A 15236-nucleotide genomic window follows, 5' to 3' on the forward strand; every position below is an offset into this window, starting at 1 on the left:
GTAGAGCACGGCCTCACTGAGCTGAAGGCAGCAAGTCCAAAACCCCGGTCCACGGCCGCCCGACGTCAAGGCGGTGCAGCGTCACCCCGGCGCCCGCGAGGGTGTCGAGGTGGCGCTGCCACGCCGGGTGGTGCTTCCGGGTGTCCTGGATCTGGTACGCCACCACCACCGTGATCCCCGGCGCGCCCAGCACGTCGCCGAGGACCGTCAGCGCCTGGTTGTCCGCGATGCCCAGCGCCAGCTTCGCGACCGAGTTCGCCGACGCCGGCGCGAACAGGAACACCGACGGGTCCGGATGCGGCCGCGGCTCGCCCGGCAGCCGCGACACGCTGCGGACCGGCAGGTCGGTGCACGCCGCGAGCTCGTCGAGTGCGCCGGCCGACTCCAGCCAGCGCATCGCGGCCGGGGTCAGCGTGATCGCCGGGCGCCAGCCGCGCTCGGCCGCCGGGCGGGCCAGCTCGGCGGCGAACCGGACGTCCAGCCCGCCGCACGAGCTGGCGACCAGCCCGAGATCCCTCACGGTTTGCGCAGCACGGCGCAGAACATCGCGTCCGTGCCGTGGCGGTGCGGCCACAGCTGGACGTACGGGCCGTCACCGAGCTCCGGGACGCCCGCGAAGAACTCGCGCGCGTCCACCACCTCGGCCTTGAGCCGCCGCGCCGTCTCCGCGAAGACGCCTTCGGTCTCGGCCAGGTGCGGTGAGCAGACGACGTAGGTCAGTGCGCCGCCCGGCCGCAGCAGGTCGTAAGCCGCGGTGATCAGCTCGCCCTGCAGCTTCGTCAGGTCCGCGACGTCGGACGGCTGGCGGCGCCAGCGCGCCTCGGGCCGTCGCCGCAGCGCGCCGAGCCCGCTGCACGGCGCGTCGACGAGGATCCGGTCGTACCCCGGCTCCAGGCCGCTCTCCCGCCCGTCGGCCACGTGCACCTTCACCGGCAACCCGCTCGTGGCCTTCTCGACGAGCTTCGCGCGGTGCGGCGCCTTCTCCACGGCGTCGACGGCCGCCCCGCTCAACGCGGCCAGCGCGCCGAGCAGCGCCGCCTTGCCGCCGGGACCGGCGCAGAGGTCGAGCCAGCGTTCGTCGGTGCCTTCGATCGGCACCTTCGTCGCGGCGATCGCGCAGAGCTGGCTGCCCTCGTCCTGCACCGCGGCCAGCCGCTCGCGGACCGGTTCCACGTCGGCCGGGTCGCCGGCGCCGGCGGGCAGGCGCACGCCGTAGGGCGAGTACGGCGCCGGGTCGCCGCCGGTGATCGCGGCGAGCTCGTCGGCGCTGATCTCGCCGGGACGCGCGACGAGGTGCACCTCGGGGCGCGCGTCGTCGGCTTCCAGCGCGGCCTTGAGGCCGGCACCCTTGTCACCCAGTGCTTCGGCGAACGACCGCGCGATCCAGCGCGGGTGCGCGGTGCGCAGCGCGTAGGCCCCGATCGGGTCGGCCGCCTCGTCCGGCGCCAGCTCGTCGAGCCATGTCGTTTCGTCCTTTTCGGACACCTTGCGCAGGATCGCGTTCGCGAAACCCGTGGCCCACGAACCGGCTTCCGCGCGCACGAGGTCCACAGTGGACGTCACGGCGGCGTGCTCGGGGATGCGCGTGCGCAGCAGCTGGTAGACGCCGAGGCGCAGCGCGTCGAGCACCGCCGGGTCGGTCTGCTTGAGGGGGCGCTCGGCGCAGGACTCGATGATCGCGTCGAGCAGGCCCTGGGCGCGCGACGTGCCGTACGTGAGTTCGGTGGCCAGCGCCGCGTCCCGGCCGGTGATCCGCCGCTCCCGCAGCAGGTCCGGCAGGACGAGGTTGGCGTAGGCGTCCTTCGTCCGGACGGCCGCGAGGACGTCGAACGCGGCCTGCCGGGCCGGGTCGACCTCCGGCGGGCGGCGCGGCCCTTCCTTGCGCGGTGCCGGCCGGCCCCGCTGCGGCCGTGACGGGCGTCGTTCCCTGTGGTCGTTCACCGGAGGCGTTCTCCCTGGTCGATCCTTGTTCCACGCGCCCAGTCGGTGGCCGCCATCCGTTTCTTGCCGGGTGCCTGGACTTCGCCGAGCCGCAGCGGCTTCGTCGCCGTCCCGACCAGCACCCGTTTGCGTTCGACCACGATCTCGCCCGGCGGCGGGCCGGGTTCGTCGAGCACCGTGACCGGGCCGAGCTTGAACCGCTCGCCGCGGAACTCCGCCCAGGCGCCCGGCTCCGGGGTGACCGACCGGATCAGCCGGTCGACCGCCGGCGCCGGGTCGGCGAAGGACACCCGCGCGTCCTCGACCGTCACCTTCGGCGCGTAGCTGACGCCCTCGGCGGGCTGCTCCCGCGCGACGAGGCTGCCGTCGGCGAGACCGTCCATGGTGGACAGCAGCAGCTTGGCCCCGGACTCCGCGAGCCGCCCGAGCAGGGCGCCGGCGGTGTCGGTGGCCCCGATCGCCTCGGTGACGACGCCGTAGACCGGGCCGGCGTCCAGTTCCTTGACGATCCGGAAGGTCGAGGCGCCGGTGATCTCGTCCCCGGCGCGGATCGCGGCCTGCACGGGCGCGGCCCCGCGCCACGCGGGCAGCAGCGAGAAGTGCAGGTTCACCCAGCCCAGCCGCGGAATGTCGAGGGCGGCCTGCGGCAGCAGCGCCCCGTAGGCGACGACGGGGCAGGCGTCCGGCGCGAGCTCGGTGAGCCGCGCGAGAAAGGCGGGATCCCCGGCGCGCGCTGGCGTGAGGACCTCGATGCCGTGTTCGTCGGCGAGGGCACCGACGGGCGACCGCACGACGCGCCGGCCACGCCCGGCTTGCGCATCGGGCCGCGTGACGACGGCGACGACCTCGTGCCGCCCGGAGTCGAGCAGGGCGCGCAGGGCGGGGACCGCCGGGTCGGGAGTGCCGGCGAAGACGAGCTTCATCGGCCCACCCCCGGCGGAAGCAGGGTTTCAGGTGGCTGGAACATCGGGGCCGAGTCTAGAAGGCTCCTCCCGGCCGGGCGCGCCAGTGCCCCGATGTGCCGATCCGCAGCTCACGCGGGGTTGTCCACATCAGGGTCGTGATGTGGACAACCAGACCGCCGGCGCGGGATTCCCCGGCTTTTCGTCCGCCTCGCTCGATACGCTGGACCCGGGGGGCGCCCCCGGGAGGTGGGCCGGCGAAGTCGATCGCCGCGACCGGCCTCCGTTCGGGGCCGCTCGGGGCCGAGCAAAGCTGCCGGTGCCGCGAATGACTCATTCGGGACCTCGGAGGTCCCGAATGAGTCATTCGCGACGTTCCCGGCCAGGGGATACGGGCGACCTCGGCCCTACCAGCGCGCCGGCCACACCACCTGCGCCGCACCCTGGCCACGCCGCACCGGCTCCGCCGCCGCCAACCATCGGCCGTCCCGCAATCGCTCCACGCCCGTCGCCGCGCCGATCTCCGCCGGGGCCGTCGAGAAGCCCTGGCCTCGGGCCTGCAGCACCGCCGTCTCCGGCTGGTCCAGGAATGCCTGCTCCACCTGGGCCTGCGCCGAGTTGCGCTGCGACGCGCGCGGGGCCGCGATCGCGTCCTCCAGTGACAAGCCGCGGTCGAGGCGGCCGAGGATCACCTGGAGCACCGTCGTGATGATCGACGCTCCGCCCGGGGAACCCGTCGCGAAGAAGGGGCGTCCGTGGTCGAGGACGATCGTCGGGGCCATCGACGAGCGGGGGCGCTTGCCCGGGCCTGGGAGGTTCGGATCCGGCACGCCCGGCGTCACCGGCGTGAACGAGAAGTCGGTCAGCTCGTTGTTCAGCAGGAACCCGCGGCCCGGCACGACGATGCCGCTGCCACCCTCCTGCTCGATCGTCAACGTGTACGCGACGACGTTGCCCCACTTGTCCGCCACCGTCAGGTGCGTCGTGTTCTCACCCTCGTACGGAGTGGGAGCCGCCGCAGAGCTCGCGGCGCACGGGGCCGGGTGCCGGGGGTCGGCCGGGGCGACCGGGCTGGTCGCCGCCTTGTCCTTCGAGATCAGGCAGGCCCGGGTGTCGGCGAACCGCTGGCTCAGCAGCTCGCGCGCCGGGACGTCGACGAACGCCGGGTCGCCGATCCAGCGGTTGCGGTCGGCGAAGGCGAAGCGGGTCGACTCCAGGAAGTACTGCAGGTAGTCGGCCTTGCTCGCGTGCTTCAGGTCGAAGTTCTCGAGGATGTTGAGCGCCTCGCCGACCGTCAGCCCGCCCGACGACGGCGCCGGCATGCCGTAGACGTCGAGGCCCTCGTAGCGCGCGTGGGTCGGGTCGCGCTCGATGGCTCGGTAGGCCGCGAGGTCGCCGGTGGTGAGCTTCCCGGGGCGGACGTTCAGCGTCGAAGCCGGGTCGACCGGCGGCTTCTGCACGGTCTTGGCGATGTCCGCGCCGATCGGGCCGCGGTACAGCGCGTCGACGCCGGAACGCTCGAGCTGCGCGTACGTGGCCGCCAGGTCGGGGTTCTTGAAGACCGTCCCCGGCGCCGGGGGCGCGCCACCCGGCAGGTACAGCGATCGCGTCGACGGGAACGCGGAGAACCGCGCGGCGTTGTTCGCGATCTGCGTCTGGAACGTCTGGTCGACGACGAAGCCGGTGCGCGCGAGGTTCTCGGCGGGCCTCAGCGACTTCGCCAGCGACCGCGTCCCCCACTTGCGCAGGGCTTCGGCCCAGGTCGCGGGCGTGCCGGGCACGCCGACGCTCAGGCCGCTGGTGACGGCGTCGGCGAACGCGAGCGGCTTGCCGTTTTCGACGAAGAGGTTCTCGTCGGCGGTCTTCGGCGCCGTCTCGCGGCCGTCCAGGGTGTGCACGCGGTGGGTCTTGGCGTCGTAGTAGACGAAGAACCCGCCGCCGCCGACCCCGGCCGAGAACGGGTCGGTGACGCCGAGCGCGGCGGCGACCGCGACGGCCGCGTCGACGGCGTTCCCGCCGTCGCGCAGGACCTGCGTGCCGATCGCGGTGGCGTCGGCGTCGATGCTGGCGACAGCGCCCCCGAAGCCGACGGCGACCGGCGACTTCGGCGTGGGCGTGGCGGCGGTGGCGGGCACGGCGGCGCCGGCGGTGAGCACGGCGGCGACGGCCAGGACGAGCGTGGTGCGGCTCCAGTGCGCGGGCATGCGAGCGAGTCTGCCCCTTGGTCAAGGCGGCTTCAAGACGTCATCCCACCTTATGCACGCTTCTCGGATCGCTTTCCGACCGGAAGACTGGGTGGCGGAGATCGCTCAGCGACGTGGAGGAAACCCGTGCGCCTTTCCGCCCTGCTCCCCTTGCTCTCCGCCGTGCCGATGTTCGTGCTCCCCGGCGTCGCCGCGGCCACGCCGGCGCGGAGCTGCTTCGACGCGGCCGTCCCGCTGACCGTGGAGGAGCAGCGGCTGACCGCGACGATGCCGTCCGGCAGGCCCGCCGTCGGCCCCGAGCTGGTCCGGCTGGCCGGGCTGGCCCCCTTCGTCGCCGAGGTCGAGCACGACCTCTGCGCCGCACGCACACCGCGCCGGGCCGAACGGGTGGTCACGCGGGCCGGTGACCGGCTGTGGCGGACCGCGGTCGACCGCGCCCAGGGCCGCACGCCCGGCCTCGGCACGCTCGACCGCTTCGACGACCGGCCGCTGTACTGGGCGCGGCTGCAGCTCAGCAGCGCGGTGCGGCAATGGCGGCCGTCCTTCCCGCTTCCGGCGTCGCAGCGGGTGTCGCTGCTCACGGCGTTCGATCGCGGGTCGCGCGGCCTCGACGACGTCCGGTTCCCGCTCGGGAAGACGCGGCGGGTCATGGTGAGCGGCTTCGACCCGTTCCAGCTCGACGGCGCCGGTGTCCGGATCTCGAACCCGGCCGGCGCGGCGGCCCTGCAGCTGGACGGGCGGATCCTCGCCACGCCGTCGGGGCCGGCCGTGGTGCAGGCGGTGAACTTCCCGGTCGTGTGGGGCTACTTCGACGCGGGCATCGTCGAAGCGGCCTACGGCACGGCGTTGCGCGACCGCGCGCGACGGCCGGACGTGATCATGACCATCAGCCAGGGGCGCCCGGGCCGGTTCGACATCGAGCGCTGGGCCGGCGCCTGGCGCGGCGGCTTCCCCGACAACAACAACGTGTCGATCACCGGAGGCGTGCCACCGGCCGCGGGCTGGCCGCAGCCGGACGTCCAGTTCATCGAGACGACGCTGCCGTACGACCGGATGCTGGCCGCACCCGCCGGCGCCTATCCGGTGAACTTCAACCAGGCGTTCTGTATCTGGCCGGACGCGGCCCACCCGGGCACCGGAACCCCGGTGTGCCGCTCGGACGCCCCGGCCGCGGGCGAGATCGCCGCTTCCGGCGGTGGCGGGAACTACCTGTCCAACGAATCGATGTTCCGCAGCAACCGCGTCCGCACCGGCCTGGGGCTGACGTCGGTGGCCGGCGGGCACCTGCACACACCGGTGCTGGGCCAGCCGACGGCCCCGGACGCGCTGACGGACGCGGATTTCGAAGCCCGCCGCCAGGCGATCGCGGCCCAGGTGCTCACATTGACGACGGCGGCCGCGACCGGCCCCGGCACCGCCGCTCCGCCCGGAGTCACGGAATCGCCGCGTGCCGCCGTGGAATCGTTGCCGGGCACGGTCCTGCCGGGCTGAGCAGCGCACGATTCGCCGTGGGGGACGCCGGCCACTCCGGCGCTCCCTCACCGGCTGCCCGCACAATGGGTGACACACCCACCCGAAATCGGATCGATCACGGATTTCCGCGTGCATTCTTGAATCCGGTTTCCGGTCGTACACTGAGCGGATGGGCAGCCAGGAGCAGCACGCACTCGATTCCCTCTACGCGATCGACAATGTGCTGACGATCGATATCACGCTGCCGCCGGCGGACTGGGACGCCGTGCGCACCGAGCAGCCCGCCGGTGGGGTGTGCAACTTCGACTGGGCCGGCGGCAGCCGTTACACCTGGCGGAAGGCGACGTCGGTCGAGCTGTCCGGGACGAAGTTCCCCGCGCGGACGGCGTTCCCCGACGTCGGGATCAAGAAGAAGTCGTTCTGCGGTTCGATCAACAGCGACAAGCCCTGCCTGCACATCGACTTCGGGAAGTTCCTGGACGCGAACAAGGATCCGGTCCGCGAGCTGATCGGGTCGCGGTACCTGACGCTCAACAACTCCGTCCAGGACCTCTCCTACGTCCGGCAGCTGCTCGGCTACAAACTGTTCGAGCTCGCCGGTCTCCCCCATTCCCGCGGCAATTACGCTCAGGTGCGCGTGAACGGCGTGCCGATCGGGCAGGGCGTGGCCGGCGTCGACAGCCCCGGTGTCTTCGTCAACGTCGAGCCGATCATGCCGCGCTACATCGAGCGCAACTTCGGCCACCTGAACGGCAACCTCTACGAGCTGGAGCACCAGGACGACTTCGTCGCCGACCGGGTGCCGCTCATCGGGGTGGAGGCGCTGTCGAAGTTCGACGACAAGGCCGATCTGCGGTTCGCCGTCGACCACATCGCCGCGCACGGAGTGGCCGGGGCGAGCGAAGTCTTCGACCTCGACCAGTTCATCAAGATCTACGCGATGGAGTTCTTCCTCAAGCACTGGGACGGCTACTCCCGCAACACCAACAACACCTACGTCTACAACGACGTCGACGCCGTCGCCCAGCCGGGCGTCGGCGACATCGACTTCAAGCTGATCCCGTGGGGCCTCGACCAGACCCTCCAGCCCGGCCGGCACTTCCGGCTCGACACCGTCGGGCTCCTCGCCAAGCTCGTGCGCGACGACCCGGCACGGCGGGCCCAGGTGGTCGACCAGATCCGCCGGTACCGCGAAACCGTGTTCGGCTTCCGGACCCAGCAGGACGTGCTCAAGCCGTTGCTCGACGGGATGGGGACCGTTTTGGCCGGGCTCGGCGTGCCGGACCCGCTCACGCAGCTCACCGCCGTGCGGAAGCAGCTGCGGCTGGCCGCGTCCGCCGGTTACCTCCGCGGCGGCCTGCCCGGCGCCGAAGGCGCCTACGTCCGCGACGACGTCACCAACGAGTGCCTGCACGCCAGCGGCAGCGAAGCCATCCCGGCCACGGCGGCCGAGCCCGGCGGGGGCGAGGTCGTGCACCGGCTGCGGCCGGGAGGAGTCGACGACACGGACCTGTGGTGCTTCGCGCCGCTCGGCACCGGGCAGTCGGTGGCCAGCAAGGCGTCCGGCCGGGTGCTCCACGCGACCACGACGACTTCGAGCCAGGGCCACGAACTGCTCTGCACGCGCGCGGCCGGCGACTCCGCCCACGCCGACGAGTTCTCGGTGACCGCGATCGACCCGGTCGGCGACGAATTCGCGTTCAGCGGCTATTTCACGATGACCAGCGTCCGGACCGGGCTGGGCGCGGCTTTCGGCACGGATACGACGGCGGCCGGGAAACCGCGGGTCCACCAGGATCCCACGCCGTCGACGCTGTACTTTTCCTGAAATCAGAGAACCGCGTAGCCACCGGCGTCGTCGACGATCAGGATCCGCCGCCCGCCGTCGACCGGAAACGTCGTGACGCCCTCCGGCTTCGCGGTCCGGTGGAAGGTGACGTCGAGCAGCCCGGCGTGGTCGTCGGCGCGGTGCCACGTGCCGAGCCGGAAGGGCGCGTCGCCGTGACTGGTCGAACGCCCGAGCAGCAGCAGGAAATCGCCGGTGGCCGCGTCCCCGGAAATGTCCCGGATTCCTTGCGTCCCCTCCGGCCGGGGCAGCCGCAGGTGGATCAGTTCGGGCTGTCCCAGTGACGCGGTCGTCCACCGGGCGCCGCCGACGTCGGCCGGCACGCGGACCAGCGTGACGCGGCCCGGGCTCGCCGGTCCCCGCAGGCCGAACAGCAGCGCGCTCGCCTTCCGGTCCCAGGTCAGGCCTTCCACGTTCAGCCCGCCCGCGTCCGGTTCCCGCCGCCCGGCCGCGGCGAGCGCGGGTTCGCGGGCGAGCAGCCAGTCCCGGAACCCGTCCATCGGTTCCGCGGGCAGCTCACCGTGGGGCGAGTACCGGACGCGCACGAGGCCGTCGCAGCGCCGGTTTCCGTCCGCGACGCACAAAGACGATGAGACGACGAGGAAGATTTCGCCGTTCACGTCGACCCGGGTGAGGCCTTCGGGATCGCGCAGCATTCCCGTGCCGACGCCGGCCAACGGGCGCCGGCGAATCCGCTCGACCGCGACGATGCCGGGATCGAACGTCATTTCGAACAAGGCCGTGGGGTCTTTGTTGTCGATGAAGACGAACCGCCGGAAATCCACCTGCACGACCCCGGAAGCGTTGAACGGCTCTGTGCCGTTCCGCTCCGGGAAAGGTACCGGCCTGACCTTCGCCATGAACCCAAAATACCGCCATCGCGCGGCGGAAATCCGGAAAATCAGATCAGGTCGAGCGGATCCACCTGGATGCGGATCGGTTCGGTGGCCTTCCGGGCGTCGCGGCGGGCCGCCGCCGCGTGGATCGATGCCGCCAGGGCCTTGCCCTCCGCGCGGGACACGCGCACCAGCGCCCGTTCCCGGTCCGCGTTGCCCTCCTCGTCCAGCTCGCCGATCGGGACCGGGCCCAGCACCTCCCCGGACGACGGCAGCGGCAGGTCGTCCAGCAGGGCCGCCACCGCGTCCGGGCTGCCCTCCACGCTCGCCATCCGCATCGCCGGCGGGAAGCCCAGCTCGCGCCGCTCCCCCAGCTCCTGGGCCGCGTGCCAGGCCGGGTCCCAGCGGACCAGGGCCTGGACCACCCCCAGCCCCGCCTCCGCGCCGACGATCACGCGGCCGCCCGCCGCGGCCGGGCGGACCAGGGCCGCCGCCGCCATCCAGCGGCGCAGGGTCTCCTCGCCCGCCCGCAGGTCCTGGCGGCCCAGCAGCGCCCAGCCGTCCAGCAGGAGGGCCGCGCCGTAGCCGCCGTCGGCCACCGGCTCCGCGCCCGGCGTGCACACCACCAGCGCCGGTTTGCCCGGCACCGACTCCAGCACCTCCGCTGCCCCGGACGTGCGGACCGGGATGCCCGGGAACGCTCGGCCGAGCTCCTCCGCCGTCCGCTTCGCGCCGACGATCACCGCCCGCAGCCGGACCGAGCCGCACGCCGTGCAGCGGAACGCCGTTTCGGGGACACCGCACCAGCGGCAGGCCGGCGGTTTCGGCTGCCCGTCGAGCGAACCGCCGGGCAGGGCCAGCGGCCCCGCGCACCGGCGGCAGTGCGCCGGTGTCCGGCACTGACCGCAGGCCAGGCCGGGCACGTACCCGCGCCGCGGCACCTGGATGAGGGCCGGGAGGTCCGCCGCGAACGCCTGGCGCGCCGCCTCGAAGGCCACCGCCGGCAGGCGCGCCACCCGGGCGGCCTCGTCCCGGGCGACGTCGAAGTCCTCGCCGACCGGGGTGACGCGCGGGGCCGCCGCGCGCAGCGTTACGCGGTCGGCCAGGACCGCTGCGGCCCAGCCGGACTCGACGAGCAGCTGGGCCTCGGCCGTCCGGGCGAAGCCGCCGACCAGCAGCGACGCCTTCGCCGCGTGGGCGCGGTCCATCAGGACGTCGCGGACGTGCGGGTACGGCGCGTGCTGGTCGAGGTGCAGGTCGTCGCCGTCGTCCCAGACGGCGAACAGGCCGGGGTCGCGGACCGGCGCGAACATCGCCGCCCGCGTCCCGACGACCACCCGCACCGCGCCGCGCAGCACGGCCAGCCAGCGCCGGTAGCGCTCGGCGGGCCCGAGCCCGGCGATCAGCGCCACGACGGCGTCCTCGCCCACGACCGCCGCGCAGGCCGCGTGCACCCGGGTCAGGTCGCGGTGGTCCGGCACCACCAGCACCGCGCCCCGCCCCGCGGCGGCGACCGTGCCGGCGGCCTCGGCGAGCCGGCGCGGCCAGTCCTCGCCCGGCAGGGCCTGCCAGACGGCGTTCGCGGGCTTGCCCTCGGCGAGGGCCTCCACGAACGCCGGACCACGCTGGTAACGCGCCCAGGCCGTCGCGTCCGGCGCTTCCGGTGGTCCCGCCGGCGGGACCGGCGGCTCGCCTTCGGCCTTGGCGTGCCGCGGCGGGATGGCGAGCCGCAGGACGTCGGACAGCGTGCCGCCGTAGCGGTCGGCGACCGCCCGGCACACCGCGTGCAGCGACGGCGGCAGCACCGGCTCGGCCGACGTCACGCGGTCGAGGAACGCCAGCTTGCTGCCGTAGTCGCTGGTCTCGCCGCGTTCGATCAGGTAGCCGTCGACGAGCTGCCCGGCGAACCGGACGCGGACGCGGCAGCCCGGCACGGCGGTGTCGTGCAGCTTCTCCGGCACGAGGTAGTCGAAGGTGCGGTCCAGGTGCGCCAAGGGGATGTCGACGACGATCCGCGCGACCGGCAGCTCGGGTGCGGGCGACTGGGCGCCCTTCGCCTTCTCCCCCGGCTTCGGCGCCTTCTTCCGGGCACGCGAGGGCGCCGCCTTGGCGGCGGGCGGCTTCTCCGGGAGGTCCCAGAGAGCTTCGGGCTCGGAACTGCTCACGCCGTGATCTCTACCAGACCCCACCGACAGCCCGGACACGAGGAAGGCCACCCCGGGAGATCCGCGGGGTGGCCTTCACCGGATCGTGCGTCAGGCTCCCGCGGCCGCCTTGAGGGCCTCGGCGCGGGCCGTGCTCTCCCAGGGGAGGTCCAGCTCGGGCCGGCCGAAGTGGCCGTACGCCGCCGTCGGGGCGTAGATCGGGCGCAGCAGGTCGAGGTCGCGGATGATCGCCGCCGGCCGGAGGTCGAAGACCTCGGTGATGGCCTGCTGGATCTTCGACGGGTCGACCGTCTCGGTGCCGAACGTCTCGACGAACAGGCCGACCGGGGCCGCCTTGCCGATCGCGTAGGCGACCTGGACCTCGGTGCGGGAGGCGAGGCCCGCGGCGACGACGTTCTTGGCCACCCAGCGCATCGCGTACGCGGCGGAACGGTCGACCTTGGACGGGTCCTTGCCGGAGAACGCGCCGCCGCCGTGGCGGGCCATGCCGCCGTAGGTGTCGACGATGATCTTGCGGCCGGTCAGGCCGGCGTCGCCCATCGGGCCGCCGATGACGAACCGGCCGGTCGGGTTGACCAGCAGGCGCGCGTTCGAGGTGTCGATCCCCAGGTTCTCGAGCTCGGGGCCGACGACGTGCTCCTTGACGTCGACGCTGAGCATCTTCTCCAGGTCGATGCCGTCGGCGTGCTGCGAGGAGACGACGACGGTGTCGAGGCGCACCGGCTGGTCGCCGGCGTACTCGATGGTGACCTGGGTCTTGCCGTCCGGGCGCAGGTACGGCAGCACGCCGTCCTTGCGGACCGCGGTCAGGCGCTTCGAGAGGCGGTGGGCCAGCGCGATCGGCAGCGGCATCAGCTCGGGGGTGTCCGAGCAGGCGTAGCCGAACATCAGGCCCTGGTCGCCGGCGCCCTGGCGGTTGATCTCGTCTTCGTCGGACTCGACGCGCGACTCGTACGCGGTGTCGACGCCCTGGGCGATGTCGGGCGACTGCGAGCCGATCGCGACGTTGACGCCGCAGGAGTTGCCGTCGAAGCCCTTGGCGGAGGAGTCGTAGCCGATCTTGAGGATGACGTCGCGGACGATCGTCGGGATGTCGGCGTACGCCTCGGTGGTCACCTCGCCGGCCACGTGCACCTGGCCGGTGGTGATCAGGGTTTCGACGGCGACGCGGCTGCGCGGGTCCTTCGACAGCAAGCCGTCGAGGATCGAGTCGCTGATGGCGTCGCAGATCTTGTCGGGGTGCCCTTCGGTCACCGACTCCGAGGTGAACAATCTGCTGCTGGACGCGGTCACGGTGGCCGTCACTTCCTCACCTAGTCGTCGGATGCCCCGAAAGTTAGGCACCCCTTAGCTATGCAAGCGTACTGACTATCGCTCGGGGGACGGTCAACGCTTCATGAAGCTCACAACAGCGTCCCACAACGTGGACGCCAGTTCAGCCTTCGCGCCGAGAGGTATAGGGATTTCCGTGCCGTCGGACCCGAGCAGCCAGCCCGAATTGTCTTCGGTGCCGAACGCTTTCCCGTCACCGACGGCGTTGACCACCAGCAGATCCGCGCCCTTGCGCTTGAGCTTCACGCGGGCGTGGTCGAGCACGCCGCCCTGCGCGTCGCCGGTTTCCGCGGCGAATCCCACGACGACCTGACCGGGACGCCGGTTTCGCACCAATTCGGCGAGGATGTCGGCGTTGCGGTCCAGCGTGATGACCGGATCCGGCTGGTCGTCGGACTTCTTGATCTTGTGGTCGGCCCGGTTCGCCGGCCGGAAGTCGGCGACGGCGGCGGCCATCACGACGACGTCGGCGCTTTCCGACGCCGCGTGCACGGCCTGCCGCAGCTCCTCGGCCGTCGAGACGTGCTCCACGGTCGCGCCCGCCGGGTCCGGCAGCGCGACGGTGTGCGCGGTGACCAGGGTGACGTCGGCGCCGCGCTGGGCGGCGACGCGGGCCAGCGCGTAGCCCTGCTTGCCGGACGAGCGGTTGCCCAGGTAGCGCACCGGGTCGAGGGGCTCGCGGGTGCCGCCGGCCGAAACCACCACGCGGACGCCTTCGAGGTCGCGCGGGAGGGCGTCCGGGCGGGCCAGCAGCAGCCGCGCCAGGTCGACGATCTCGGCCGGGTTCGCCAGGCGGCCCTTGCCGGTGTCGACACCAGTCAGCCGGCCGGAGTCGGGCTCGGTCACGACCAGGCCGCGCGAGCGCAGCAGGGCGACGTTGTCGCGGGTCGCGGGGTGCTCCCACATCTCCGTGTGCATCGCCGGGAAGAAGGCGACCGGGCACCGGGCGGTGAGCAGGGTGTTGGTCAGCAGGTCGTCGGCGAGGCCGTGGGCGGCCTTGGCGAGCAGGTTCGCCGTGGCCGGGACGACCAGGACCAGGTCGGCTTCCTTGCCGACGCGGACGTGCTGGACCTCGGGGACCTCGGTGAACACGCCCGTGTGCACCGGGTGCCCGGAGAGGGCTTCGAAGGTCGCCGCGCCGACGAAGTTCAGCGCGGCTTCGGTGGGGACCACGCGGACGTCGTGACCGGATTCGGTCAGCCCGCGCAGGACCTCACACGCCTTGTAGGCGGCGATGCCGCCGCCCACGCCCAGGACGACGCGGGGCTTACTCACCCTCGGTGTGCTCGAGCAGGCCGCCGTGGATCTCGCGCAGCGCGATCGAGAGCGGCTTCTCGCGCGGGCCCGGCTCGACGAGCGGGCCGACGTACTCGAGCAGACCCTCGCCCAGCTGGGCGTAGTAGTCGTTGATCTGGCGGGCGCGCTTCGCCGAGTAGATCACCAGCGCGTACTTGGAGCTGACCTTCTCGAGCAGGTCGTCGATCGGGGGGTTGGTGATGCCCTCGAGCTCTTCGGTCAGGGCTACCTGGGTGGTCACTCGTGGTGCTCCGCTTCGTCGGAAAACTGATCAGCTGTAATCAAGTTTAGCAAGTGCTCGGCGGCCTCCCGCACGTCGGCGTTGACGAGGCGGTGGTCGAACTCCCCCGCCGCCGCCAGCTCGCGCTCCGCTTCGGCCAGCCGGGCCTGCACGGCGGCCTCGTTTTCGGTGCCGCGCCCGGTGAGCCTGCCGACCAGTTCCTCCCACGACGGCGGCATCAGCATCACCAGCCGGGCCTCCGGCATCGCCGCGCGGACCTGGCGGGCGCCCTGCAGTTCGATCTCCAGGACGGCCGGGCGGCCCTCGGCGAGCGCCTTCTCGACCGGCTCGCGCGGGGTGCCGTAGCGGTTGCCGGCGAACTCGGCCCATTCCAGCAGCCGTCCGTCGGCGACCATCGCGTCGAACTCCGCGCGGTCGACGAAGTGGTAGTGCGCCCCGTCGACTTCGCCGGGACGCGGGTGGCGGGTGGTGACCGAGACGCTGAACCAGACGTCGGGCTCCAGCTTCCGCAGCTCGCCCACCACGCTCGACTTCCCGACTCCCGAAGGCCCCGATACGACGGTGAGCCGGTGGCGGGAGAACTCCCCCGCCACCGGCTCACTGCCTCGGTCGGCGCCCCGGCTCACCGGGTAGTCACGACCGGCGCCGTTCACTCGCCGCTGAACTCGGCCAGCAGCGCCTTGCGCTGCCGGTCGCCGAGGCCACGAAGGCGACGGCTGGGGGCGATCTCCAGTCGTTCCATGGTCTGCTGCGCGCGGACCTTGCCGACGCCCGGGAGGGCCTCGAGCAGAGCCGAAACCTTCATCTTGCCGAGGACTTCGTTCTCCTCGGCCTGCTTCAGCACGTCGACCAGAGTGGTACCGCCCCGCTTCAGCCGCTCCTTCAGCTCAGCACGGATCTTGCGAGCGGCGGCGGCCTTCTCCAGCGCCGCAGCGCGCTGTTCCTCTGTCAGCTGGGGAAGTGCCACGTTTTCCTCCGGTAGTTCTCAAAACTGGGTGGG

13 protein-coding genes are annotated in these 15236 nt (G+C 72.7%); 2 read left to right on the forward strand and 11 right to left on the reverse strand.

The genetic code is table 11. The features are described 5' to 3' along the window. Positions 1-13 precede the first annotated feature (13 nt). From AB0F52_RS42290 to ggt, 4 genes are all read right to left on the reverse strand, one after another. Complete coding sequence (locus tag AB0F52_RS42290; RefSeq protein ID WP_360183444.1) at positions 14-520, reverse strand: flavoprotein; 507 nt, start codon at positions 518-520, stop codon at positions 14-16. Further along, positions 517-1941, reverse strand: coding sequence for a transcription antitermination factor NusB (locus AB0F52_RS42295; protein WP_360183446.1), 1425 nt, complete (start codon positions 1939-1941; stop codon positions 517-519). Before AB0F52_RS42295 ends, AB0F52_RS42290 begins: the two co-directional genes overlap by 4 nt. Continuing rightward, a complete protein-coding gene (fmt, locus tag AB0F52_RS42300; RefSeq protein WP_360183448.1) occupies positions 1938-2864 on the reverse strand; it encodes a methionyl-tRNA formyltransferase in 927 nt (308 codons plus the stop codon). Before fmt ends, AB0F52_RS42295 begins: the two co-directional genes overlap by 4 nt. A 386-nt stretch (positions 2865-3250) precedes the next feature. Further along, positions 3251-5047 (reverse strand): gamma-glutamyltransferase, encoded by a 1797-nt coding sequence (ggt, locus tag AB0F52_RS42305; RefSeq protein WP_360183450.1) that lies wholly within the window; start codon positions 5045-5047, stop codon positions 3251-3253. Positions 5048-5173: 126 nt separating this feature from the next. On the opposite strand from ggt, the gene AB0F52_RS42310 reads away from it, so the two are divergent. After that, on the forward strand, positions 5174-6538 hold the full coding sequence (locus AB0F52_RS42310) for a hypothetical protein (RefSeq protein ID WP_360183452.1): 1365 nt from the start codon (positions 5174-5176) through the stop codon (positions 6536-6538). Between the two features lie 151 nt (positions 6539-6689). Continuing rightward, on the forward strand, positions 6690-8348 hold the full coding sequence (locus AB0F52_RS42315; RefSeq protein WP_360183454.1) for a CotH kinase family protein: 1659 nt from the start codon (positions 6690-6692) through the stop codon (positions 8346-8348). 2 nt (positions 8349-8350) lie between these two features. Here AB0F52_RS42315 and AB0F52_RS42320 read toward each other — a convergent pair whose 3' ends face one another. From AB0F52_RS42320 to mihF, 7 genes are all read right to left on the reverse strand, one after another. Further along, positions 8351-9226 (reverse strand): hypothetical protein, encoded by an 876-nt coding sequence (locus AB0F52_RS42320; protein ID WP_360183456.1) that lies wholly within the window; start codon positions 9224-9226, stop codon positions 8351-8353. A 41-nt stretch (positions 9227-9267) separates the two neighbouring features. After that, the gene (locus AB0F52_RS42325; RefSeq protein ID WP_360183458.1) at positions 9268-11367 is read right to left on the reverse strand and encodes a primosomal protein N'; all 2100 of its coding nucleotides are present in this window, start codon (positions 11365-11367) and stop codon (positions 9268-9270) included. 90 nt (positions 11368-11457) lie between these two features. Beyond that, a complete protein-coding gene (gene metK, locus AB0F52_RS42330) occupies positions 11458-12660 on the reverse strand; it encodes a methionine adenosyltransferase (protein WP_360183539.1) in 1203 nt (400 codons plus the stop codon). Between the two features lie 93 nt (positions 12661-12753). Continuing rightward, entirely contained in the window at positions 12754-13974 is a 1221-nt protein-coding gene (gene coaBC, locus AB0F52_RS42335) for a bifunctional phosphopantothenoylcysteine decarboxylase/phosphopantothenate--cysteine ligase CoaBC (RefSeq protein WP_360183460.1), read from the reverse strand. Further along, positions 13967-14236, reverse strand: a complete 270-nt coding sequence (gene rpoZ, locus AB0F52_RS42340) for a DNA-directed RNA polymerase subunit omega (RefSeq protein ID WP_013224624.1) — start codon at positions 14234-14236, stop codon at positions 13967-13969. Before rpoZ ends, coaBC begins: the two co-directional genes overlap by 8 nt. After that, entirely contained in the window at positions 14233-14889 is a 657-nt protein-coding gene (gene gmk / locus AB0F52_RS42345) for a guanylate kinase (protein WP_014466863.1), read from the reverse strand. The genes rpoZ and gmk overlap by 4 nt, the downstream gene beginning before the upstream one ends. Beyond that, positions 14886-15203, reverse strand: coding sequence for an integration host factor, actinobacterial type (mihF, locus tag AB0F52_RS42350; protein ID WP_013224622.1), 318 nt, complete (start codon positions 15201-15203; stop codon positions 14886-14888). Before mihF ends, gmk begins: the two co-directional genes overlap by 4 nt. Positions 15204-15236 lie beyond the last annotated feature (33 nt).

Origin of the sequence: Amycolatopsis sp. NPDC024027 (assembly GCF_040638975.1) — a bacterium.
GTDB lineage: Bacteria > Actinomycetota > Actinomycetes > Mycobacteriales > Pseudonocardiaceae > Amycolatopsis.